At 38.1% G+C, this 20,925-nt stretch carries 20 protein-coding genes; 18 read left to right on the top strand and 2 right to left on the bottom strand.

From position 1 onward, the window contains the following. The first annotated feature begins 55 nt into the window (after positions 1 to 55). The 6 genes from HMPREF1495_RS06715 (at position 56) to hydF (ending at position 6,142) form a co-directional block, all read left to right on the top strand. Entirely contained in the window at positions 56 to 628 is a 573-nt protein-coding gene (locus HMPREF1495_RS06715) for an RNA polymerase sigma factor (protein WP_034213112.1), read from the top strand. Continuing rightward, on the top strand, positions 628 to 1,887 hold the full coding sequence (locus HMPREF1495_RS06710; protein ID WP_034213110.1) for a PepSY domain-containing protein: 1,260 nt from the start codon (positions 628 to 630) through the stop codon (positions 1,885 to 1,887). Before HMPREF1495_RS06715 ends, HMPREF1495_RS06710 begins: the two co-directional genes overlap by 1 nt. A gap of 255 nt (positions 1,888 to 2,142) precedes the next feature. Next, positions 2,143 to 2,403 (top strand): TM1266 family iron-only hydrogenase system putative regulator, encoded by a 261-nt coding sequence (locus HMPREF1495_RS06705; RefSeq protein WP_007593290.1) that lies wholly within the window; start codon positions 2,143 to 2,145, stop codon positions 2,401 to 2,403. After that, positions 2,396 to 3,520, top strand: coding sequence for a [FeFe] hydrogenase H-cluster radical SAM maturase HydE (gene hydE / locus HMPREF1495_RS06700; RefSeq protein WP_084544502.1), 1,125 nt, complete (start codon positions 2,396 to 2,398; stop codon positions 3,518 to 3,520). Before HMPREF1495_RS06705 ends, hydE begins: the two co-directional genes overlap by 8 nt. Beyond that, positions 3,502 to 4,950: a [FeFe] hydrogenase H-cluster radical SAM maturase HydG gene (gene hydG, locus HMPREF1495_RS06695; protein WP_007593287.1), complete on the top strand. Its 1,449-nt coding sequence runs from the start codon at positions 3,502 to 3,504 to the stop codon at positions 4,948 to 4,950. Before hydE ends, hydG begins: the two co-directional genes overlap by 19 nt. Beyond that, positions 4,928 to 6,142, top strand: coding sequence for a [FeFe] hydrogenase H-cluster maturation GTPase HydF (gene hydF, locus HMPREF1495_RS06690; protein WP_034213108.1), 1,215 nt, complete (start codon positions 4,928 to 4,930; stop codon positions 6,140 to 6,142). Before hydG ends, hydF begins: the two co-directional genes overlap by 23 nt. Positions 6,143 to 6,179: 37 nt before the next feature. Here the strand turns inward: hydF and HMPREF1495_RS06685 are convergent, their stop codons facing one another. After that, positions 6,180 to 6,725 (bottom strand): TetR/AcrR family transcriptional regulator, encoded by a 546-nt coding sequence (locus HMPREF1495_RS06685; protein ID WP_034213106.1) that lies wholly within the window; start codon positions 6,723 to 6,725, stop codon positions 6,180 to 6,182. Between the two features lie 114 nt (positions 6,726 to 6,839). Further along, entirely contained in the window at positions 6,840 to 7,718 is an 879-nt protein-coding gene (locus HMPREF1495_RS06680) for a hypothetical protein (protein WP_242832871.1), read from the bottom strand. 150 nt (positions 7,719 to 7,868) lie between these two features. Between HMPREF1495_RS06680 and HMPREF1495_RS06675 the strand changes: the two genes are divergently transcribed. The 12 genes from HMPREF1495_RS06675 to HMPREF1495_RS06620 all read left to right on the top strand — a co-directional run bounded on the left by HMPREF1495_RS06675 (position 7,869) and on the right by HMPREF1495_RS06620 (position 20,707). Next, complete coding sequence (locus tag HMPREF1495_RS06675) at positions 7,869 to 8,768, top strand: DMT family transporter (protein WP_034213104.1); 900 nt, start codon at positions 7,869 to 7,871, stop codon at positions 8,766 to 8,768. Further along, positions 8,768 to 9,781, top strand: a complete 1,014-nt coding sequence (locus HMPREF1495_RS06670) for a hypothetical protein (protein ID WP_034213103.1) — start codon at positions 8,768 to 8,770, stop codon at positions 9,779 to 9,781. The genes HMPREF1495_RS06675 and HMPREF1495_RS06670 overlap by 1 nt, the downstream gene beginning before the upstream one ends. Before the next feature lies 1 nt (position 9,782). Beyond that, positions 9,783 to 11,231: a MutS-related protein gene (locus HMPREF1495_RS06665; protein ID WP_034213101.1), complete on the top strand. Its 1,449-nt coding sequence runs from the start codon at positions 9,783 to 9,785 to the stop codon at positions 11,229 to 11,231. Between the two features lie 12 nt (positions 11,232 to 11,243). After that, positions 11,244 to 12,404 (top strand): PucR family transcriptional regulator, encoded by a 1,161-nt coding sequence (locus HMPREF1495_RS06660; protein ID WP_034213099.1) that lies wholly within the window; start codon positions 11,244 to 11,246, stop codon positions 12,402 to 12,404. Positions 12,405 to 12,603: 199 nt separating this feature from the next. Next, on the top strand, positions 12,604 to 12,993 hold the full coding sequence (locus tag HMPREF1495_RS06655) for a hotdog fold domain-containing protein (protein WP_007593276.1): 390 nt from the start codon (positions 12,604 to 12,606) through the stop codon (positions 12,991 to 12,993). 10 nt (positions 12,994 to 13,003) lie between these two features. After that, complete coding sequence (locus HMPREF1495_RS06650; protein WP_034213097.1) at positions 13,004 to 13,822, top strand: 3-keto-5-aminohexanoate cleavage protein; 819 nt, start codon at positions 13,004 to 13,006, stop codon at positions 13,820 to 13,822. Between the two features lie 10 nt (positions 13,823 to 13,832). Next, positions 13,833 to 14,867 (top strand): L-erythro-3,5-diaminohexanoate dehydrogenase, encoded by a 1,035-nt coding sequence (locus HMPREF1495_RS06645; RefSeq protein ID WP_034213095.1) that lies wholly within the window; start codon positions 13,833 to 13,835, stop codon positions 14,865 to 14,867. Between the two features lie 26 nt (positions 14,868 to 14,893). Continuing rightward, positions 14,894 to 16,150, top strand: coding sequence for a lysine 2,3-aminomutase (gene ablA / locus HMPREF1495_RS06640; protein WP_034213093.1), 1,257 nt, complete (start codon positions 14,894 to 14,896; stop codon positions 16,148 to 16,150). Positions 16,151 to 16,161: 11 nt separating this feature from the next. Then, positions 16,162 to 17,721, top strand: coding sequence for a lysine 5,6-aminomutase subunit alpha (locus tag HMPREF1495_RS06635; protein ID WP_034213091.1), 1,560 nt, complete (start codon positions 16,162 to 16,164; stop codon positions 17,719 to 17,721). Then, a complete protein-coding gene (locus HMPREF1495_RS06630; RefSeq protein ID WP_034213090.1) occupies positions 17,714 to 18,505 on the top strand; it encodes an OAM dimerization domain-containing protein in 792 nt (263 codons plus the stop codon). The genes HMPREF1495_RS06635 and HMPREF1495_RS06630 overlap by 8 nt, the downstream gene beginning before the upstream one ends. Before the next feature lie 10 nt (positions 18,506 to 18,515). Continuing rightward, on the top strand, positions 18,516 to 19,040 hold the full coding sequence (locus HMPREF1495_RS06625) for a cob(I)yrinic acid a,c-diamide adenosyltransferase (protein ID WP_034213089.1): 525 nt from the start codon (positions 18,516 to 18,518) through the stop codon (positions 19,038 to 19,040). 14 nt (positions 19,041 to 19,054) lie between these two features. Continuing rightward, on the top strand, positions 19,055 to 20,707 hold the full coding sequence (locus HMPREF1495_RS06620; protein WP_034213088.1) for a Na+/H+ antiporter NhaC family protein: 1,653 nt from the start codon (positions 19,055 to 19,057) through the stop codon (positions 20,705 to 20,707). The last annotated feature ends 218 nt before the right edge of the window (positions 20,708 to 20,925 follow it).

The raw sequence follows: 20,925 nt of genomic DNA, 5'->3' as shown, positions 1-20,925 counted from the left end.
GCATGCAATAAAATGATATTCTCATGCATTAATATATTGAAAGGATGATTATTAGATGCTTAATTTTGTGGCGGTCTTGGAGGAGGGATCAAAAGCTTCATCGACGGTGGATGATAAACTTATAAAAGATATCGCAAAGGGAAGTATGGAGGCTTTACATACTTTATATGAAAAAACTCATAAAAGTGTATATGCCTTTGCCCTTTCAATAACAAAAAATACTCATGATGCAGAGGATATTTTGCAGGATACTTTTTTGAAAATCTATCAAAAGGCAGCAGATTACACCTCATATGATAAACCTATGGCATGGATCTTTACGATAGCAAGAAATTTTGCACTTATGAAGATTCGTGACGGAAAAAAAGAGGGTAGTTTAGAAGATGATAACGATTTGCCGGAACAGGATTTTTCCTTTGTGGAAGATCTCAGTGAGCGTATTATTCTTAAAACAACAATAAATAAGTTGGACGATAATGAGAGAACGATACTTTTACTACATGCGGTAGCAGGTCTTAAGAATCGTGAAATAGCGGAATTACTTGATATGTCCATAAATACCGTACTTTCAAAGTACAACAGGACTGTCAGGAAGATGCAGAAATACTTGGAAGAGGAGGGCTTTTGATGAAAAGAGAGGAAATTGAGAAGAAGCTCGACACTGCTGTATCGGGAATGATTCCCGAGGATATGTTTAAAAAAATTTCTGAAAATATCGTTTCTGTCGACGCAGAAAGGATTGAAAAAGGAATGAAGAAGAAATTTAATATATTCGGTAAGGGATTTGTAGGAGTGGCGGCTGCCGCTTGTGTGCTGTTTGCAGTAGGAGTTGTAGGAGTACCATATTACGGAAATAATTTTGTGCCGGATTCACATGTGGATATTGACGTAAATCCGGGAGTTGAAATTGTAACAAACAAAAAGAACAAGGTTTTGGAAGTTCAGCCTACAAATCAGGACGGAGCCGCTGTAATTGACGGTATGAATCTTAAGAATACGGAGCTTAAGGTTGCAGTTAATGCACTTATAGGTTCAATGGTTCAAAAGGGTTATATCCAAAATGACAATACAGGTATTTTGGTTACCGTAAGAAATGATAATGAAGATAAGGCAAACAAAGTTAAAGCAGAGGTGTTAAACGATATAAATACTGCGCTTTCAACAAATTCGGTACAGGCAACAGTTATAAATCAGACTGTAAAGAGTACTGTGGATGCTAAGAAGTTTGCCGCAGAAAACAATATATCCATAGGAAAGGCGGTATTTGTACTGAATCTTGCCGCTAAAGACGGTTCGTTGGATGCAAAAGAGCTTGCAAAGATGAAAGTAAGTGAGATTGCAAGTCTGGTTGTACAAAAGGGCATAGATATCAGAGATATAGTTGATTATGATTCTGATGACAGTATCTGGGAAAATATTGCAGATGCTATTGAAGATATAGATGAGGATGCAAGAGAAAAAGGAATCGCTACAAGTGCTGCTGTAGAGAACAATACTGCAGCCGCCACAACAGCACAGCCGGCAGAAACACAGCCTGCACCTGCAGCAACAACAGCGGCACAGACAGAAGTACCTACACAGCCGGCGGCACCTACACAGGCCGCTACACAACCACAGACGGCGGCACCTACACAGGCCGCTACACAACCACAGACGGCAGCACCTACACAGGCTGCAGCCTCAGGTATTTCGGCAGACAGAGCTAAGCAGATAGCACTTTCTCATGCGGGCGTAAGCGGTGCAAGCTTTACAAAGGTGGAGCTTGATACGGATGACGGCGTAAGAGTTTATGAGATTGAGTTTAAGGTCGGAAATGTAGAATATGACTATGATATCGATGCTGCAAGCGGTGCGATAATATCAAGCAGCTCTGAGATTGATGATTAAGTATATATTAAAAAGTTATAGTAAAATATAGTTATAAAAGTAACGATAGGATATATATTGACAAACAACTAAAAAGGATTTACATTGTATACAGATGCTCCTAACAGGGAAGACGGGATCTTTATATTGTATCTGACTTGGAAGGTGGTTTGTGAATGTATAAGATTGTGCGAAGGCACATTTATTTGAGTACCCAAAGCCACCGAGGCTTTGGGTTTTTTTGATACAAAAATCTATTATTTATAAAGGGGAAATATGGATAACAGAGTAGCATTGATGGCAATAATTGTGGAGGACAGGGATTCTGTAAAAGAACTCAATGATTTATTGCACGAGTACGGGGATCATATTATCGGAAGAATGGGAATACCATATCACAAAAGAGGTATAAGTGTGTTGTCGGTTGCTCTCGACGCACCTAATAATCTGATTTCAAGTTTGTCAGGTAAAATCGGAAAATTACCCGGGGTAAGTATTAAAACCGCTTATTCAAATGTGGGTGACGCAAATGGCTAAAGATATATCACTTTATAAGACGGACTTTAAAAATACCGAATATGACAGATATTTGGAAATCGATAAAAGCATTGCACTGATAGATAAGCTTGAAAAAGAAAGAAGCCTTGACCTTGAAGAATACAAATATCTTGTAGAAAATTTGAATGAAGAGGTATTTGACTATATCAGTAAAAAGGCAAGAATTATAGGCGATGAAAATTACGGTAAAGATGTTTATCTCAGAGGCCTCATAGAGATAAGCAATATTTGCAAAAACGACTGTTATTATTGTGGAATAAGACATTCAAACAGAAATTGTGACCGCTACAGGCTCACAGAAGAAGAAATACTTGAATGTGCGGATGAAGGATATAGGCTCGGTTATAGAACCTTTGTAATGCAGGGAGGTGAAGACGGAAAATTTGAACCGGATTATATATGTAGTATTGTAAAGAAAATCAAGGAAAAGTATAAGGACGTTGCCGTTACGCTTTCTTTGGGAGAATATGAGAAAGAAGACTATCAGAAAATGTTTGACGCAGGTGCGGACAGATATCTTTTAAGACATGAGACTGCGGATAAAGAACATTACGAGAAACTTCACCCTAAGCAGATGTCATTTGAACACAGAATGAACTGTCTTAAAGATTTAAAAGATATTGGATTTCAGGTAGGATGCGGATTTATGGTGGGTTCACCGTATCAAAGCTCTTTTACATTGGCAAAGGATTTAAAGTTTATAGAAGAGTTCGGACCGCAGATGTGCGGTATAGGACCTTTTATACCGCATCATGATACTGCATTTAAGGACGAAAAAAGCGGAAGTATTCAAATGACTTTATTTTTGATAGCCATACTTAGAATAATGAGACCGAATATGCTAATACCTGCAACGACTTCTTTAAGTACACTGGACAATCTGGGAAGAGAGAAGGGAATACTGGCAGGTGCAAATGTGGTGATGCCGAATCTTTCACCGTTAAAAACAAGAAAAAAATATGAACTATATGACGGAAAAGTATGTACAGGAGATGAAGCCGCTCACTGCATCGGATGTATTACCAACAGAATCAACAATATAGGTTACGGAGTTGCAAAAGTAAGAGGAGATTATAAATGTTTAAATACGATGTAAAATCAAGAAATGCCGAAGAATTTATAAACCATGAAGAAATATTGGAGACAATTAAGTTTGCCGAGGAAAATAAAAATAATATTCCTTTGATAGAAGAATATCTTGAAAAAGCAAGACCGAAAAAAACGGAGAAAGGTATTATAGCCAAAGGGCTTACTCACAGAGAGGCATCAGTACTTCTTGCCTGTGAGGACAAGGAAATCATAGAGAAGATTTATGCTCTTGCAGGAGAGATAAAGCAGACTTTCTACGGAAACAGAATAGTAATGTTTGCACCCCTCTATCTTTCAAACTACTGTGTAAACGGATGTGTATACTGTCCATATCATGCAAAGAACAAGAATATTGCGAGAAAAAAACTGACTCAGGAAGAGATAAAGAATGAGGTAATTGCACTTCAGGATATGGGACATAAGAGACTTGCCATAGAATCGGGAGAAGATCCTATAAACAGCCCTATTGAGTATATACTTGAATCTATAAAGACTATCTACAGTATAAAGCATAAAAACGGTGCTATAAGAAGAGCAAATGTAAATATTGCGGCTACCACAGTGGAAAATTATAAGAAGCTTCATGAAGCCGGAATCGGAACATATATACTTTTCCAGGAGACCTATAATAAAGAATCCTATGAGAGCCTTCATCCTACAGGACCTAAGCATAACTATATCTACCATACCGAGGCTATGGACAGAGCTATGGAAGGCGGAATTGATGATGTAGGCCTTGGAGTACTCTTCGGACTGGAGTCATATAAATACGAGTTTGCAGGACTTTTGATGCATGGGGAACATTTGGAAGCTACATTCGGAGTAGGACCTCATACTATAAGCGTACCGAGAATTAAAAGAGCCGATGATATAGATCCGGATACTTTTGATAACGGACTTGATGATGATATATTTGAAAAAATTATTGCATGTATTAGAATAGCGGTTCCTTATACCGGAATGATTATCTCCACAAGAGAGAGTCAGGAAGTAAGAGAAAGAGCTTTGAAGGTGGGAATATCACAGATAAGCGGTGCTTCAAGAACTTCAGTCGGCGGATATACTGAGGAAATCAGACCTACAGATTCGGAGCAGTTTGATGTATCCGATCAAAGAACTTTGGATGAGGTAGTGGATTGGCTTATGGGAATGGGACATATACCTTCATTTTGTACCGCCTGCTACAGAGAAGGCAGAACAGGTGACAGATTTATGAGCCTTTGTAAGAGCGGACAGATCATAAACTGTTGTCATCCGAATGCTCTTATGACACTCAGCGAATATATGACCGATTATGCATCCGATCAGACCAAAGAGCATGGAATGAAGATGATAAAATCGGAGATTGAAAAGGTAAGCAATCCGAAGGTGAAGGAAAGAGCGATTCAGTATATAAATGAAATTGAAACTACAAATGCAAGGGATTTCAGGTTCTGATATGAATAGTACACCGATGGGAGAGAGAGCGACTATTTGCCTTTTCGGTCGCTGTAATGTTGGAAAATCAAGCTTGATAAATGCTATAACCTCACAGGACATTGCAATAGTATCCGATATCAGCGGTACCACAACAGATCCTGTAAAAAAGAGTATGGAGCTTTTGCCTTTCGGACCTGTGGTACTTGTGGATACACCGGGACTTGACGATAAGAGCAGCCTTGGAAATTTAAGAGTGGAAAAGAGTCTGGAATATATTGACAGGGCAGATCTCATACTATTTGTGGTGGATGCAGGTAGTGAGTTCAGTGATGATGAACTTGAATTTTTAGAAAAGATAAAAGAAAAGAGATGTCTTGTTGTAGGAAATAAATGCGACTCTATAGCAGATGAAGAAAGAAAAGATGAAAAGATTGATATATATGTTTCAGCATTAAATAATATCAATATAGATAAGCTAAAAGAAATTATGTCTGAGGTTCTCGGCAAAGAAAAGAAAGAAAAGACCATACTTGGTGATATGATGAAGGAAGGTGATATTATAATGCTTGTAACACCTATAGATTCATCGGCACCGAAGGGCAGACTTATTTTACCGCAGCAGCAGGTAATAAGAGAAATTCTTGACAGACATGGTATTGCGGTTGTGGTTCAGGTGAATGAGATAGAAGCGACATTAAAAAAGTTTAATGATATTGCATTGGTTGTATGTGATTCACAGGTGTTTAAGGAAGTGGATGAATTGATACCGCAAAGCATACCTCTTACTTCATTTTCAATAATATTTGCAAACTATAAGGGCGCTCTTTACAATCTTTATAATGCCGCAAGAGTGATAGACACACTTAAAAAAGGAGATAAAATACTTATAAGTGAGGGCTGTACACATCACAGACAATGCGAGGATATCGGAAGTGTAAAGATACCGAGGCTGGTCAGAAAATTTACCGGACTGCAGGATGAAGATGAGTTGAAGTTTGAACTTTCAAGCGGAGGAGAGTTCCCAAAAGATCTTTCAGTATATAAGATAATAATTCATTGCGGTGCCTGTATGTTAAATGAAAACCAGATGAAGTCAAGGATGAAGTATGCAAATGAAGCTACAATACCTATGACAAATTACGGTATATCAATAGCTTATATGAACGGTATACTTGAAAGAGCGATGAAACCTCTTGAAGGAAAATTTTAGATAATAAAAACGGATGAGTTAACAGCTCATCCTTTTTTTATCTAAGGCTTAATAAAGAAAGCGAGTCTTCATTTCTGAATTGAAGAGAAATCTCCGTTAGTTCATCGGGAGTTTCCTTCATATCTCTGCTCATCCAGAATATCAGATTGTTGTAAATTCCGCCTATAATATAAGAAAGCTCATATTGCTTTGTGAGCGGAAACTGCGCGGCAAGTTCACTGAACTGAAATCTCTTTGAAAGCACATCCAAAAGCAGGAATGAGAGATTTGCATAATGAATAAGCAAAATTTCATTTTTGTAATTAAAAAAAGCGGTATATATTGAATGTATATACAGTGTAAAATCAATGCTTGAAAGGTTTGTATATCCGTCAAGCGATTCTTTTAAAACCATATCAAAAAAGAATGATATAATATCTTCCTTGGATTTAAAATGTCTGTAGTAAGATGATCTGTCCACACCGGCTTTTTTGGCAATCTCACCGATTGAAATTTTAGTATAATCTTTCTCAAGCATAAGTTCCAACAGTGCTGTAGCCATGTAGCCCATCATCATTTCATGTGTAGTATTTTTTCGTCTCATATATTTCTCCATAACAAAATACAAATGAATTATAATATCAGAAAAAATAAAAGGCAATATATATCCTTTATTTTGGATATATATTGCCTTTAAAGAGGGATGTATAAATATTTATCAGTCTTCTTTCTTCTTTGTAACTCCGGCAACCATTCCCATAGCTACGAGTGAGCCTAAAAGCATCATTACACTTCCTGTCATGTCTGAAACATCGGCAGTCTTAGGAACATTAAGTTTGCCTCTTGTGTTCTTTCTTGCAGAAGGACCTGTAGGTGAAGGTACCTTTGTAGCTTCGCCTGCTGTATTCTGAGTTGCAGGTGTTACACTTGGAGCCGCAGGTGTCTGGCTTGGAGTTGTAGCAGTGTAATTGTTGCTTGAAGAACGTCTGCCTGAACCGCCGCCTGAACTTGAACCGCCTGAGTTCTTTCTTGAGTTTGAGCCTGTAGCAATTACAGAATTAGATGGTGTTGCAGGCATAATTGTAGCTGTAGAAGATGTTGCTCTCGGTGTTGAAGGTGTAGCAACAACAGGTGCGGCAGGTGCAACAGTTGTAGTTGTAGTAACACTGTCTATTATAAAGATATACTGTGCATTTGAGTTCTTTGCTTTTCTTCTCACAAAGATTGCATCATTTGCACCGAGGTTTTGAACGCTCTTTCCTGAAGGAAGAGTAAGAGTAAAGTTTCCCGAAGCGTCAGGAGTAGCTGTTGTATTTGAAAGAGCTACTATATTTGAGCTTGCATTAAATATAGCATTTGCAGCTGCAGCTGTGATAGAACCTGATACCTTTGGAGCAACAGTATACTCATATGTATAGTCGTTTAAGCTCTGAGCAACTGTGTTGGAGTATAATGAGCCTCCTGTAACCTTTGCTGAAAGTGTAGTTGCACCTGCTGCAGGAATCTCAACAGTAATCTGTGTATCATTATTTATGATTTTGTTTGCTGTAGCGTTAAATGTTGAAGAGCCTACTGTTGAAGATACTTTAACACCCATCTGCTCAGAGTTGTGGAAAAGTGTCTGCCAGATTCAAATATTAAGTAATCTTTACATTTTTTGGTTATAATCTTATCTTTTTTTTATAACAATATTGGGATATAATAAGATAAGTAGTGCAAATTTACTATTTTAACAATGGGGGTCAATATGTCAAAAAATAAAAATGCTCTCGGAGTACTTATGCTGTTGCTCGCGGCTTTGATATGGGGATCGGCCTTTTCAGCACAGAGTATAGGAGCAAGATATGTAAATGCTTATACATTCTTGGCAATAAGGAGTTGGATATCCTTTATTGCGATGATTCCTGTGGTATGTTTTTTTAAGAGTAAAAAAAATTCAAACATACATACAATAAATAAGTCTTATAAAAAGACATTAATTATAGCTTCACTATGCTCAGGATTCTTTCTTTTTATTGCAAGCGCTATGCAGCAGATAGGTATAAAAGAATCCAATGCGTCAAAAGCCGGATTTATCACCGCATTGTACGTGATTTTTGTTCCGATTATTTCAATTATATTCTTTAAGATGAAAGAAGGAATTAGACTTTGGATAAGTGTTGTACTGAGTGTTGCAGGACTGTTTTTACTATGTATACATGACGGATTCAATTTAGAGTACGGAGACGCAATTCTTTTATTCTGTGCATTTTTATTTGCCCTTCAGATAATAACGGTGGCTCATTTTGTAAAAAAAGTGGACGTCTTGGATTTGTCTATATTTCAATTTTTGGCGGTGGCAATTTTTTCAAGTATTGTGATGATTGCCGCCGAAATGCCGTCAGCAGATATGATACTTAAGGCAATACCGGCACTTTTATTTGTAGGAATTTTCAGCGGAGCATGCGGATATACATTGCAAAATGTAGGGCAGCAATATGTAAGACCAAGTATTGCAAGTCTTTTGATGAGTTTGGAGAGTGTTTTCAGTGCGATATTCGCATGGATAATATTGGGGGAAATGTTGGGAAGTCGTGAGATGCTTGGAGCAATACTTATGTTTTCCGCCATAATCTTGGCACAGCTTCCTGTAAAGGGTAGAGAATAATGGATATCTATGATTTGATAAAGGATGAAGAAAGAGTCTCTTTCATCGGAATGTGTAAGAATGCAGGAAAGACCACGGTATTAAATGAGGTAATAAAAAAACTTCATAATAATAAAGAAAGTATTCTGCTTACATCCATAGGAAGAGACGGCGAAGAACTTGATCTTGTGACCAATACCAAAAAGCCTGAGATATATGTTTATAAGGATGATTATATTGCAACGGCAAGAGATTTGATAAAATATTGTGATATAACAAAAGAAATAGTGGAAAGTACGGGAATATATACTCCTCTCGGTGAGATAATAATAATCAGAGCCATGAGCGACGGCTTTGTACAAATAGCCGGTCCGTCCATTGCAACACAGATGGCAACGATTTGTAATAAATTCAAAGAACATAGTTCGGGAAAGATTTTAATTGACGGAGCACTTGAGAGAAAGAGTATTGCGACAGGAAAGGTAAGTAATGTGGCAATACTTTCAAGCGGTGCTTCATACAGTGCGGATATGGAAAAAACTGTAAGAGATACCGCATATACCGCAATGCTTTTTTCACTTCCGGAATATAAACTCAAGCTGCCTGAAGATTTTAACAGAGAAAATTACAGTGAGAAGTACTATATAATAGAAGAAAATACTATAAAAAAGACTGATAAAAAGATTGAGTTAAGAGAAGTCTGGGCAAAGGAAAGTGATATAGAGAGTATATTTGTAAACGGTGCTCTAAGCGATGCCATGATTAATTCTTTGCTGCTATCAAATGCCAAACTTGAGGGAAAAAGACTTGTATTTTTTGACGGTTCAAGAATTTTGATAAAATATGAAAATTTTGAAAAACTCAGACAAAGAGGTTTGATATTTTCATGTATTGAGGCAATAAATATAGTGGCGATTACAATAAATCCTTTTTCAGCCTACGGACATCACTATGACAGTGAAAAATTTCTGGAATATATGCAAAAGTGTACAGATTTACCGGTTATAAATATTGAAAGCAAGCATAGGGGGTAGCATGGAATTTTGGCAAAGAGAAAATATCGGCTTTGAATATATAAAAAGCAAGATGTTGCCTGCCACTCCTTTCGGAGCGGAGCTTATAAAAAACATAACTCCGTTTGGAAGGGGTGAAAAGGATTTACTGAATGAAGAACTTGAAAATCTGAATAAACTGTATCAAAAATATGATACTGTCAAATCAGATGTTAATGCCATAAGAAGAATTTTTATGCAAATAAAAGATGTAAGGGGTTCCGTTAAATTCGGCAGAGATAATACATTGTCTGATATAGAGCTCTTTGAGATAAAAACACTTTTGATGCATATGGAAAAACTTAAACCTCTTATCGAAAGAGTATCAGGAGAAATAGGATTAACAGGTTTTAATATAGAGTCTGTAAGTGAGGCGGTGGACATACTTGATCCGGATAAAAGAAGAATACCTACATTTGCAATCTATGACGACTATTCGGATGAACTGAAAGCAATCAGAAGAAAAAAACGTGATATAGAAATTAAAATGCAGGAGAGCGATAAAGCTTTCGAAGAACTTAAGGAAAAAAGACTTGCCGCAACTGTGGAAGAGGAAAGAGAAGAAAGAAAGATAAGAGAAGTTCTTTCTGCAAACTTAAGGCCGTATTTTGACAATGTAATAAAGAATATAGATGTAATCGGAAGATTTGATTTGCTATTGGAAAAATACAGAGCGGCAAAACTCTACCCCTCCTGCCTTCCGAAGATTACAGAGGATATACTTATACTGGAAGATACGATAAATCCTTATATATGTGATATACTTGAAGAAAAGGGACTGAAATTCACACCGGTAAGCATAGATATGACAATAGGAACAACAGTACTTACAGGTGCAAATATGGGCGGAAAGAGCGTTACATTAAAGACGGTAGCGCTTAATACATATCTTGCATTATGTGGATTCTTTGTGTATGCAAATGTTGCAAGTATTCCTTTATTTGATGAAATAGTTATAATATCCGAAGAGTCACAGTCGGTAGATAAGGGATTATCAAGCTTCGGTGCACAGATAGTGGAGCTTAAAAATCTTTTGAATGAGATAGAAGGTAAATATATATTTGCAATATTGGACGAGTTTGCAAGAGGAACAAATCCTAAGGAAGGTGAGAGTATAGTAAGAGGACTTGTAGCGCTTTTAAATAAAAAAAGAGCAATAAGTCTTTTGGTAACACATTTTGATCATGTTGCGGAGCTTTCAGGAAGTCACTATCAGGTAAGGGGCTTACAGGGAGCTTCGGAGGAGAGAATATCCAAGGCACTTATTACAAAATCAAGTGATGATGCAAAAATCACGGCGATAGCGGAGTTTATGAACTACGGTATTTTTAAAGTAGAAAAGTATGCACAGCCTCCGAAAGAAGCACTGATGATTTGCAGACTTTTGGGATTACAGGAAGAACTTATGGAGATTTTAGTTGAAATTAATTAGAAAGGCAGACTTATGCCACTTACTGTAAGAGACATCATTGAGAACAATTTCTTCCCGGGAACGGAACTTATAACAGGAAGAGAGAGTGCGGGAAATATAATCAGCTGGGTAAATGTTCAGGAAATTTTGGACTCCGTTGATATGGTTGGAAGCGGTGAACTTCTTATAACAACCGGATTTGATCTGGCCGACTATACAAGATATTTTAATTTGATAAAGAGACTGAAAGCCAAGGGAGTGGTCGGACTTATGGTACAGACAGGATATTATGTTGAGAGTATACCTGTTTACATACTTGAGTCTGCCAGAAAATATAAATTTCCGGTACTTGAATTGCCGGCAAGTTTTTCCTTTTCGGAAGTTTTAAAGACATTGATAAGTGAGATAAACAGGGAGTCGGTACTCGGAAATCAAAGCTATCTGGACTATAATTATTTTTATCCGAAGCTGAAAAAGAAACTTAAAGAAAGTCTCCTTCGAGGTATCGGAAATGAAAATGAAATTGCAGTTTTGACTGTTTCATCGGTAAATGTATATAATGAAGTGGGTCCTGATATAGAGGAGGCCTTTGAAAATATAAATTCATTGGTTGTAATCAGATGTGATACTTATATTTGCCATTTTGAAAAGGGAGTGCAAATGACATTTTGTATAGGCCTTGAGAATATGACAAAACTTAAGGATCTGTTGGCTGAAATACAGGTATTACTTATAAGACTCTCAAATAAGATAGGATTGAATCTTTTTGTTGCGGCCGATATGCTTTCAGATGACAACGGACTTGATGTTTCGATGAAGCATTGTATGGAGGCGCTTCAGACCTTGCACAGTGTAAGAGCCATACGTGGTACATGTCTGTATGAGCATATGTCGTTCCTTAAAAAATTATATTCAATATACAGAACAAACACCCTCTATTCTAAGGAGAATAAGGTATTAAGGCTGCTTCTTGATAAAGACAGAGAGTCGGACAGTGATTATATAAAGACTGTAAGATTTTTCCTGGAGGAAAACGGAAATGTAACAAGAGCCGCCAAAAGACTTTTTATACACAGGCATACTCTTATAAATCGAATGGACAGTATTAAGGATTTGACAGGCTTTAACTTTGATGATTACTATGAGAGACTGGATTTGTCCATGGCCTTGATACTTAATGATTATTTTGATTGATATTTTAAGAGAATAAAGATATAGATTACATAAGAAAACACATGTGGTCTATATCTTTTTTTGTGCAAATATACACTTTGTCCACTAACTTGTATTTTTTTATATACATTTAGTCAGTAATAAATATATTAATTTTATTGTAATATATAGACATAAAAAAGGATAAGAAGACTTATCTACGTGAGGAGGAAAATATAATATGGTTAAATCAACTATCAGACTTCGTATGAGCGCTCATGATGCACATTATGGCGGTGAATTGGTGGACGGAGCAAGAATGCTTGGTTTATTCGGAGATGTGGCAACAGAGCTTTTGATTATCAATGACGGTGACGAGGGACTTTTCAAAGCTTATGACAGTGTAGAGTTTTTGGCACCTGTTCATGCAGGAGATTTCATCGAAGCAACAGGTGAAATCGTTTCTGTAGGAAATACATCAAGAAAGATGGTATTTGAGGCAAGAAAAGTTATTACACCGAGAACCGATATAAACGATTCCGCATGTGATGTTTTGGAAGAGCCTGTAGTGGTATGCAGAGCAAGCGGAACCTGTGTAGTATTAAAAGACAGACAAAGAAACAATAAATAGAGAATATATTATGGATAAACTTATTATTACGGCATGTATATGCGGTGCCGAGGTTACAAAAGAGCAAAACCCGAATGTACCTTATACGGTGGAAGAGATTGTAAGAGAAGCAAAGTCCGCTTATGATGCGGGAGCAGCTATTATACATCTTCATGTAAGAGAGGATAACGGCACACCTACACAGAGCGCGGAAAGATTTAAAGAATGTATTGACGCTATAAAGAAAGAATTGCCTGATGTTATCATTCAGCCTTCAACAGGCGGAGCGGTGGGAATGAGCAATGAAGAGAGGCTGGCACCTACCTTGCTTCGTCCCGAGATGGCAACACTTGATTGCGGAACATGTAATTTCGGCGGAGACGATATCTTTGTAAACACTGAAAATACAATTATAGAATTTGCCAACAGAATGAATGAGCTTGGTATCAAACCTGAGGTTGAAGTATTTGACAAGGGAATGGTGGATATGGCTATTCGCCTAAATAAAAAAGGTATTATAAAATCACCTATGCATTTTGACTTTGTAATGGGTGTAAACGGCGGTATCTCGGGAACTGCAAGAGATTTAAACTTTATGGTGGAGAGTATACCTGCAGGCTCCACATGGACGGCATCGGGAGTCGGCAGAGCGGAATTTCCTATGGTGACCATGGCTATACTTATGGGTGGTCATGCAAGAGTGGGATTTGAAGATAATGTATATCTCAGTAAAGGTGTTATGGCAAAGTCAAACGGTGAACTTGTAGAAAAGGTCGTAAGACTTGCAAAGGAACTTGACAGAGAGATAGCAACACCGGCTGAAGCAAGAGAAATATTGGGTTTGAAATAATGGAGGACTTATGTTAAAGGGAAACAAGTACGGTATTCACAGAGTTATTGAACCACAGGGAGTTTTAACTCAGGCGGCAAAGAAGATAGACAATGATATGACAAAGAGATATTCAAATGAGATTATCTGTGATGTTATTTCATTAAATATCGACTCCGCATCATTTACACAGATTGAAGAAGTTTGCAATAAAGATGTTGAAAAAATCGGGCAGATGATTCTTGATATAGTAAATGAAAGAGGAAAAATGCAAAATCCTGTAACCGGTTCAGGCGGTATGTTTATTGGAACCGTAAGCTATATCGGTGAAGAGCTTGATACTGATATCAAGGTTGGAGATAAGATTGCATCTTTGGTATCACTTTCAATGACACCTTTAAAGATTGATAAGATAAAGGCTATTCATCCTGAAATCGACAGAGTGGATATCGAAGGACAGGCAGTATTATTTGAAAGCGCATTATATGCAAAACTTCCTGAAGATCTTCCTGAGCCGCTTGCACTTGCAGCTTTGGATGTAGCAGGAGCTCCTGCACAGACAGCAAAGCTTGTACAGTCGGGACAGAGTGTACTGGTACTCGGAGGAGCCGGAAAGAGCGGAATGCTTGTTTGCTATGAGGCAATGAAGAGAGTAGGACCTACAGGTAAGGTAGTTGCTATGGACTACAGCAAAGAAGGTGTGGAAGAGTTAAAGAAGATGGGACTTTGTCATGAAGCATTCCGGGCAAGTGCCGCACTTCCTGTAGAAGTACTTGATAAGGCTTTGGAGCTTAATGACGGAAGAGAATATGATGTTTCAATATGCTGCGTAAATGTAAATAACTGTGAGATGAGCGCAATCCTTCCTGTTCGTGACGGCGGATGTGTATACTTCTTCTCAATGGCTACAAGCTTTACAAAGGCTGCACTCGGAGCGGAGGGTGTAGGAAAAGATATTGATATGATCATAGGAAACGGATATACAAAGGGACATGACAAGATAACATTGCAGGAAATTCGTGAAAATCCGACAATCAGAGAAGTTTTTGAGAAAAAATACGTGTAATTTACAGTATGTAAGGGGAAATAAAGATGAGAAACAGTAGAGAAAACGGATTGTTCGTAGATGTTCCCGATAATGAGTGGAACGACTGGAAATGGCAGCTTAGAAACAGAATAACAAATGTAGAGAGCTTAAAAAAGTATGTAAAGCTTACCGAAAAAGAAGAAGAAGGTGTAAAGAGATGTCTGGAAAACCTTAGAATGGCTATCACACCATACTATCTTTCACTTATCGATCTTGAGGATGAGAACGACCCTGTAAGAAAGCAGGCAATACCTACAGTGTCGGAGCTTCATATAGCTGAAGCGGATCTTGCGGATCCTTTACATGAGGATACTGACTCACCTGTACACGGTCTTACACACAGATATCCCGACAGAGTTTTATTCCTTGTAACAGACCAGTGCTCAATGTATTGCAGACATTGTACAAGAAGAAGATTTGCAGGACAAAACGATACAAGTGTACCTACATCACAGGTGGATGCATGCCTTGACTATATCAGAAGACATCCTGAGGTAAGAGATGTACTGCTTTCAGGCGGTGATGCACTGCTTATAAGTGATGAAAAGCTTGAGTACATTATCTCCGAGCTTAGAAAAATAGAGCATGTTGAGATAGTAAGAATCGGTTCAAGAACACCTGTTGTTATGCCGCAAAGAATTACACCTGAGCTTGTAAATATGTTAAAGAAGTATCATCCGATCTGGCTCAATACACATTTCAATCATCCGAGCGAGATTACAAAAGAGTCTGCAGAGGCTTGTGCAAGACTTGCGGATGCAGGTATTCCTCTTGGAAACCAGACAGTGCTTTTGGCAGGAGTAAATGACTGCGTACATATAATGACCGATTTGGTTCATGAGCTTGTAAAGATAAGAGTAAGACCTTACTACATTTATCAATGTGACCTTTCACAGGGACTTGAGCATTTCAGAACACCTGTATCAAAGGGTATCGAGATAATAGAAGGACTTAGAGGTCATACTTCAGGATATTGTGTTCCTACATTCGTAGTTGATGCACCGGGAGGTGGCGGAAAGACACCTGTTATGCCGAATTATGTTATTTCACAGAGCCCCGGAAAGGTTATACTCAGAAACTATGAAGGTGTTATCACAACATATACGGAGCCTGAGCATTATGAGAACAATTGCAATTGTGATATCTGCAGGGGAAAGAAAGAAAAGCATTTAGGAGGAGTGGCAGCTCTTGAACAGGGACTTGCCATGACAATTGAACCGGCTGATTTGGCCAGATTCAGAAGATCACATGATAAGAAATAGGAGATATACACATGAGTAAACTTGGACTTGATAAAAGTTTAATCTCTAAAGCCAGAAGCAGTGCTAAGAATGTTGCACTGGATGTCCAAGCCTTTATTGATGATCATACTACAGTAGCTGTAGAGAGAACGGTATGCAGACTTTTGGGGATTGACGGAGTAAACAGCGTGGAAGTACCGCTGCCTAATGTGGTGGTTGATCACCTTGTAGAAAATAAACTTCTTCCGATGGGTGCGGCATTTATGCTTGGAAACGCAATGCTGGAACTTTCGCTTTCACCTATTGAGATAGCACAGGGGATTGATAAGGGTGAGATAGATTTATCAAAACTTAAGATTCATTCATCTAAAGAGATAGAAGAAGCAATTGCACCTGTAGCAAAAGCTATGGTGGAAAGAATCCAAAAAAATGTCGACAAGAGAAATGAATATCTCGGAAAATTCGGAGACAAGGAAGGACCTTATATATATCTTATAGTTGCGACAGGAAATATATATGAGGATATAACACAGGCCGTGGCTGCGGCAAAGCAGGGTGCAGATATAATCGCCGTTATAAGAACTACAGGACAGAGCCTTCTTGACTACGTTCCGTACGGTGCTACTACAGAAGGCTTTGGCGGAACATATGCGACACAGGAAAACTTCAGACTGATGAGAAAAGCTTTGGATGAGGTTGGAGAGAAAGAAAAAAGATATATCAGACTTTGCAACTACTGTTCGGGACTATGTATGCCTGAGATAGCGGCAATGGGTGCAATGGAAAGACTTGACGTAATGCTCAATGACGCACTCTACGGAATTCTTTTCAGAGATATAAATATGCAAAGAACTCTGGTTGATCAGTATTTCTCAAGAGTTATAAACGGATTTGCAGGAGTTATTATAAATACGGGTGAGGATAACTACCTTACTACTGCAGATGCTATAGAAGAGGCACATACCGTACTTGCATCACAGTTTTTAAATGAGCAGTTTGCTATAGAGGCAGGTCTTCCGCCTGCACAGCAGGGACTCGGACATGCATTTGAGATATCACCCGATGCTGAAAACGGATTCTTATTTGAGCTGGCACAGGCACAGATGGCAAGAGAAATTTTCCCGAAAGCACCGCTTAAGTACATGCCTCCTACAAAGTTTATGACAGGAAATATCTTCCGCGGTCATGTACAGGATGCACTCTTTAATATGGTTACAATACTTACAAATCAAAAGATACATCTTCTGGGAATGATGACTGAGGCTATACATACACCTTTTATGTCTGACAGAGCGCTTGCAATAGAAAACGCACAGTATATCTTCAGAACAATGAAGGACTTTGGAGATGAGATAGAGTTTAAAGAGGACGGTATTATAAGAAACAGAGCAAATGAAGTTTTAAATAAGGCCGCAGCACTTCTTTCGGAGATAGAGACAAACGGACTTTTTGCTACACTTGAAAAGGGAACTTTTGCGGATATAAAGAGACCTTTTAACGGAGGTAAGGGTTTAGACGGAGTTGTTGTTAAAGATAATGTATACTTTAACCCATTTATTCCTCTTATGAAAAAGGAGGTGAAGGATGAGTAGCGGTTTATATAATCTTAATAAGGTTGAGTTTGATAAGACCCTTGACCTTACAAAGCTTAAAGCCTATGGCGATACCATGAATGACGGCAAGGTTCAAATCAGCTTTACACTCCCTGTCAAGAATGATGAAAGAGGTGAGGAAGCTGCAAGAATACTTGCAAAGAAAATGGGACTATCGGATGTGAATATTGCACACAGAATGTCACTTGATGTAGAGTTTACATTTTATGTAGTTTATGGTAGCCTTGTACACAGTGTGGATTATACAAATATTCATGTACAGACAGTTGAAGAAGAAACAATGAGCATGGAAGAAGTTAATGAGTTTATTAAAGAAAACTTCCACAGAAAGATAGTAGTGGTAGGAGCTTCTACCGGTACCGATGCTCATACTGTAGGAATAGATGCTATAATGAACAGAAAAGGTTTTGCCGGACATTACGGACTTGAAAGATATGAGATGATTGAAGCTTATAACCTCGGTTCACAGGTTACAAACGAGGAGTTCATTGAGAAGGCAAGAGAGTTAAAGGCAGATGTACTTTTGGTTTCACAGACGGTTACACAAAAAGATATTCATATAAAGAATCTTACAAATCTTGTGGAGCTTTTGGAAGCCGAGGAGTTCAGAGACAAATATGTACTTATCTGCGGAGGTGCAAGAATCACACATGAGCTGGCTAAAGAGCTCGGCTATGATGCGGGATTCGGAACAGGTAAGTTTGCAGACGATGTAGCTACATTTGCAGTTACGGAGATGTTAAGAAGAGGCTTAGGTAAGTAAAGGAGATTTTATGACAGGACTTGTTCATGTATACGAAGGCGACGGTAAAGGAAAGACAACTGCAGCTGTAGGGCTGGCGGTAAGATGTGCAGGTAGCGGCAGAAGGGTCCTGTTTACACAATTTTTAAAAAGTGATACTTCAAACGAACTTAAGGTTCTAAAAAATATAGAAAACATTGAACTGTATACAAAGAAAAACAGTTTCGGTTTTACATTCAATATGACTGATGAAGAAAAGGTTCTTGCTAAAGAGTTTTTCACCAATCATTTAAAAGAAATTGTTCATCTGGCTACCTACAAGCAGTTTGATATGGTAGTAATGGATGAGATAATAGATGCTTATAACCTTAATATGGTGGAGCATGATGTACTCACAGATTTTTTAAAATCCCGCCCGAAAAATCTGGAAGTGGTTATGACCGGAAGAAATCCTAAGGATGAGATAGTAGAACTTGCTGATTATCTGACACACTTTCAAAAGGTAAAGCATCCGTTTGACAAGGGTATAAGAGCCCGTGTCGGTATAGAAATGTAAAGAGAGGAAAAGGTATGAATAGTGGTAATGACACTTATAATCCCGGGTTTTTTAGAAATAAAAAATCATACTTGCTATGTTTAGCGATTTTCATTTTAGTTATGTGTCCGATGATAGTGTACGGAGCGGAAGCTGAAGCACCGAAGCCTGCGCTGTACGCAACATTCTGGTCACTTGTACCACCACTTGTAGCTATTGTACTTGCTCTTATAAGTAAAGAAGTATATAGCTCACTTGCAATCGGAGTTATCTTCGGAGGCCTTTTGGCATCGGGATTTAACTTTGAAGGAACAATGAAGACCATTTTTGAAAACGGATTTGTTTCAGTTTTATCAAGTGCCTATAATGTAGGTATTTTGATTTTCCTTGTTATTTTGGGAATGGTTGTTGCTCTTATGAATAAGACCGGCGGCTCCGATGCCTTCGGTAAATGGGCATCAAAAAGAATTAAGACCAGAGTGGGAGCACAGCTTACAGCAATCCTTCTCGGCTGTCTTATATTCATCGACGACTATTTCAACTGTCTTACAGTAGGTAGCGTTATGAGACCTGTTACAGATAAGCACCAGGTTTCAAGAGCAAAGCTCGCATATTTGATAGATGCTACAGCTGCTCCTGTATGTATCATTTCACCTATTTCATCCTGGGCTGCTGCCGTTACAGGATTCGTTGACGGTGAAGACGGATTTGCACTCTTTGTAAAGGCAATTCCTTTTAACTATTACGCACTCCTTACAATCGTAATGATGCTTGTTATTACACTTTGGAAGTTTGACTTCGGTCCTATGAAACTCCATGAAGAGAATGCAAAGAAGGGCGATCTCTTTACAACAGGAGAAGAAAAGTTTGAAGACCTTGACAGAGGAGAGCATAAAGACGGTAAGCTTATAGATATGCTTTTCCCTATCGTTTCATTGATTATTTGCTGTGTTATCGGAATGCTTTATACAGGTGGAATATTCAGCGGTGCAGGCATCGTTGAAGCTTTCTCAAACTGTGACGCTTCAGTAGGACTTTCAATGGGTAGCTTTATAGCACTTATTATCACATTGGTATTCTACATTGTAAGAAGATCACTTAAGTTCTCAGAATGTATGGATTGTTTACCTGCAGGATTTAAGGCAATGGTACCTGCAATACTTATTCTTACATTTGCGTGGTCATTAAAGTCTATTACAGATGTACTTGGAGCAAAGGAATTTGTTGCTACAATGATGGAGCACTCTGCAGCAGGAATGCAATTACTCCTTCCGGCAATTATCTTTGTTGTTGCGGTTTGCCTCGCATTCTCAACAGGAACATCATGGGGAACATTCGGTATCCTTATCCCTATAGTTGTTGCCGTATTTGCAGGAAAAGATTCACAGATGATGATCATTTCAATCTCAGCATGTATGGCAGGTGCTGTTTGCGGTGACCACTGCTCACCTATCTCAGATACAACCATCATGGCGAGTGCAGGTGCACAGTCAAATCATATCAACCATGTAAATACACAGTTACCATATGCAATGTTAGTTGCAGCGGTATCATTCGTAAGCTATATAATAGCGGCTTTTGTAAAGAATGTCGTTATATCACTTATAATAGCTGTAGCATTAATGGTTGGAGTACTCTTTATAATAAAGAAAGTTACATATAAAGAAGATTCAGTAAAAGCTGTTTAATTAATACGAAGGCACTCCCTACCTAAAGGTCGGGAGTGCTTTTTTAATTTTATATTAATATAAAGAGCATAATATTGACATAAAAAACATGCCTGTATATAATCGGCATATAAAGTTTGTTAAAAAGAAATATTATAAAATAGTCCTTTGTGTGAAAAATGTAGGTATGTGTAAGTAAGGACAAAATAAAGATCCAAAGTATATAATTGTATTCTATA

Source organism: Lachnoanaerobaculum sp. MSX33 (assembly GCF_000512995.1).
In the GTDB taxonomy this organism is placed as follows: Bacteria; Bacillota; Clostridia; order Lachnospirales; family Lachnospiraceae; genus Lachnoanaerobaculum.
This window is presented reverse-complemented; position numbering and strand designations above follow the sequence as displayed.

What these genes read in the sequence shown, in the direction of transcription:
- HMPREF1495_RS06705 (WP_007593290.1), top strand. Translation starts at nt 2,143, where the DNA reads ATGGATAACAGAGTAGCATTGATGGCAATAATTGTGGAGGACAGGGAT.
- HMPREF1495_RS06675 (WP_034213104.1), top strand. Translation starts at nt 7,869, where the DNA reads ATGTCAAAAAATAAAAATGCTCTCGGAGTACTTATGCTGTTGCTCGCG.
- HMPREF1495_RS06660 (WP_034213099.1), top strand. Translation starts at nt 11,244, where the DNA reads ATGCCACTTACTGTAAGAGACATCATTGAGAACAATTTCTTCCCGGGA.
- hydG (WP_007593287.1), top strand. Translation starts at nt 3,502, where the DNA reads ATGTTTAAATACGATGTAAAATCAAGAAATGCCGAAGAATTTATAAAC.
- HMPREF1495_RS06650 (WP_034213097.1), top strand. Translation starts at nt 13,004, where the DNA reads ATGGATAAACTTATTATTACGGCATGTATATGCGGTGCCGAGGTTACA.
- HMPREF1495_RS06680 (WP_242832871.1), bottom strand. Translation starts at nt 7,718, where the DNA reads ATGGGTGTTAAAGTATCTTCAACAGTAGGCTCTTCAACATTTAACGCT.
- hydF (WP_034213108.1), top strand. Translation starts at nt 4,928, where the DNA reads ATGCAAGGGATTTCAGGTTCTGATATGAATAGTACACCGATGGGAGAG.
- HMPREF1495_RS06715 (WP_034213112.1), top strand. Translation starts at nt 56, where the DNA reads ATGCTTAATTTTGTGGCGGTCTTGGAGGAGGGATCAAAAGCTTCATCG.
- HMPREF1495_RS06670 (WP_034213103.1), top strand. Translation starts at nt 8,768, where the DNA reads ATGGATATCTATGATTTGATAAAGGATGAAGAAAGAGTCTCTTTCATC.
- HMPREF1495_RS06655 (WP_007593276.1), top strand. Translation starts at nt 12,604, where the DNA reads ATGGTTAAATCAACTATCAGACTTCGTATGAGCGCTCATGATGCACAT.
- HMPREF1495_RS06710 (WP_034213110.1), top strand. Translation starts at nt 628, where the DNA reads ATGAAAAGAGAGGAAATTGAGAAGAAGCTCGACACTGCTGTATCGGGA.
- HMPREF1495_RS06645 (WP_034213095.1), top strand. Translation starts at nt 13,833, where the DNA reads ATGTTAAAGGGAAACAAGTACGGTATTCACAGAGTTATTGAACCACAG.
- HMPREF1495_RS06625 (WP_034213089.1), top strand. Translation starts at nt 18,516, where the DNA reads ATGACAGGACTTGTTCATGTATACGAAGGCGACGGTAAAGGAAAGACA.
- HMPREF1495_RS06635 (WP_034213091.1), top strand. Translation starts at nt 16,162, where the DNA reads ATGAGTAAACTTGGACTTGATAAAAGTTTAATCTCTAAAGCCAGAAGC.
- HMPREF1495_RS06685 (WP_034213106.1), bottom strand. Translation starts at nt 6,725, where the DNA reads ATGAGACGAAAAAATACTACACATGAAATGATGATGGGCTACATGGCT.
- HMPREF1495_RS06665 (WP_034213101.1), top strand. Translation starts at nt 9,783, where the DNA reads ATGGAATTTTGGCAAAGAGAAAATATCGGCTTTGAATATATAAAAAGC.
- ablA (WP_034213093.1), top strand. Translation starts at nt 14,894, where the DNA reads ATGAGAAACAGTAGAGAAAACGGATTGTTCGTAGATGTTCCCGATAAT.
- HMPREF1495_RS06620 (WP_034213088.1), top strand. Translation starts at nt 19,055, where the DNA reads ATGAATAGTGGTAATGACACTTATAATCCCGGGTTTTTTAGAAATAAA.
- HMPREF1495_RS06630 (WP_034213090.1), top strand. Translation starts at nt 17,714, where the DNA reads ATGAGTAGCGGTTTATATAATCTTAATAAGGTTGAGTTTGATAAGACC.
- hydE (WP_084544502.1), top strand. Translation starts at nt 2,396, where the DNA reads ATGGCTAAAGATATATCACTTTATAAGACGGACTTTAAAAATACCGAA.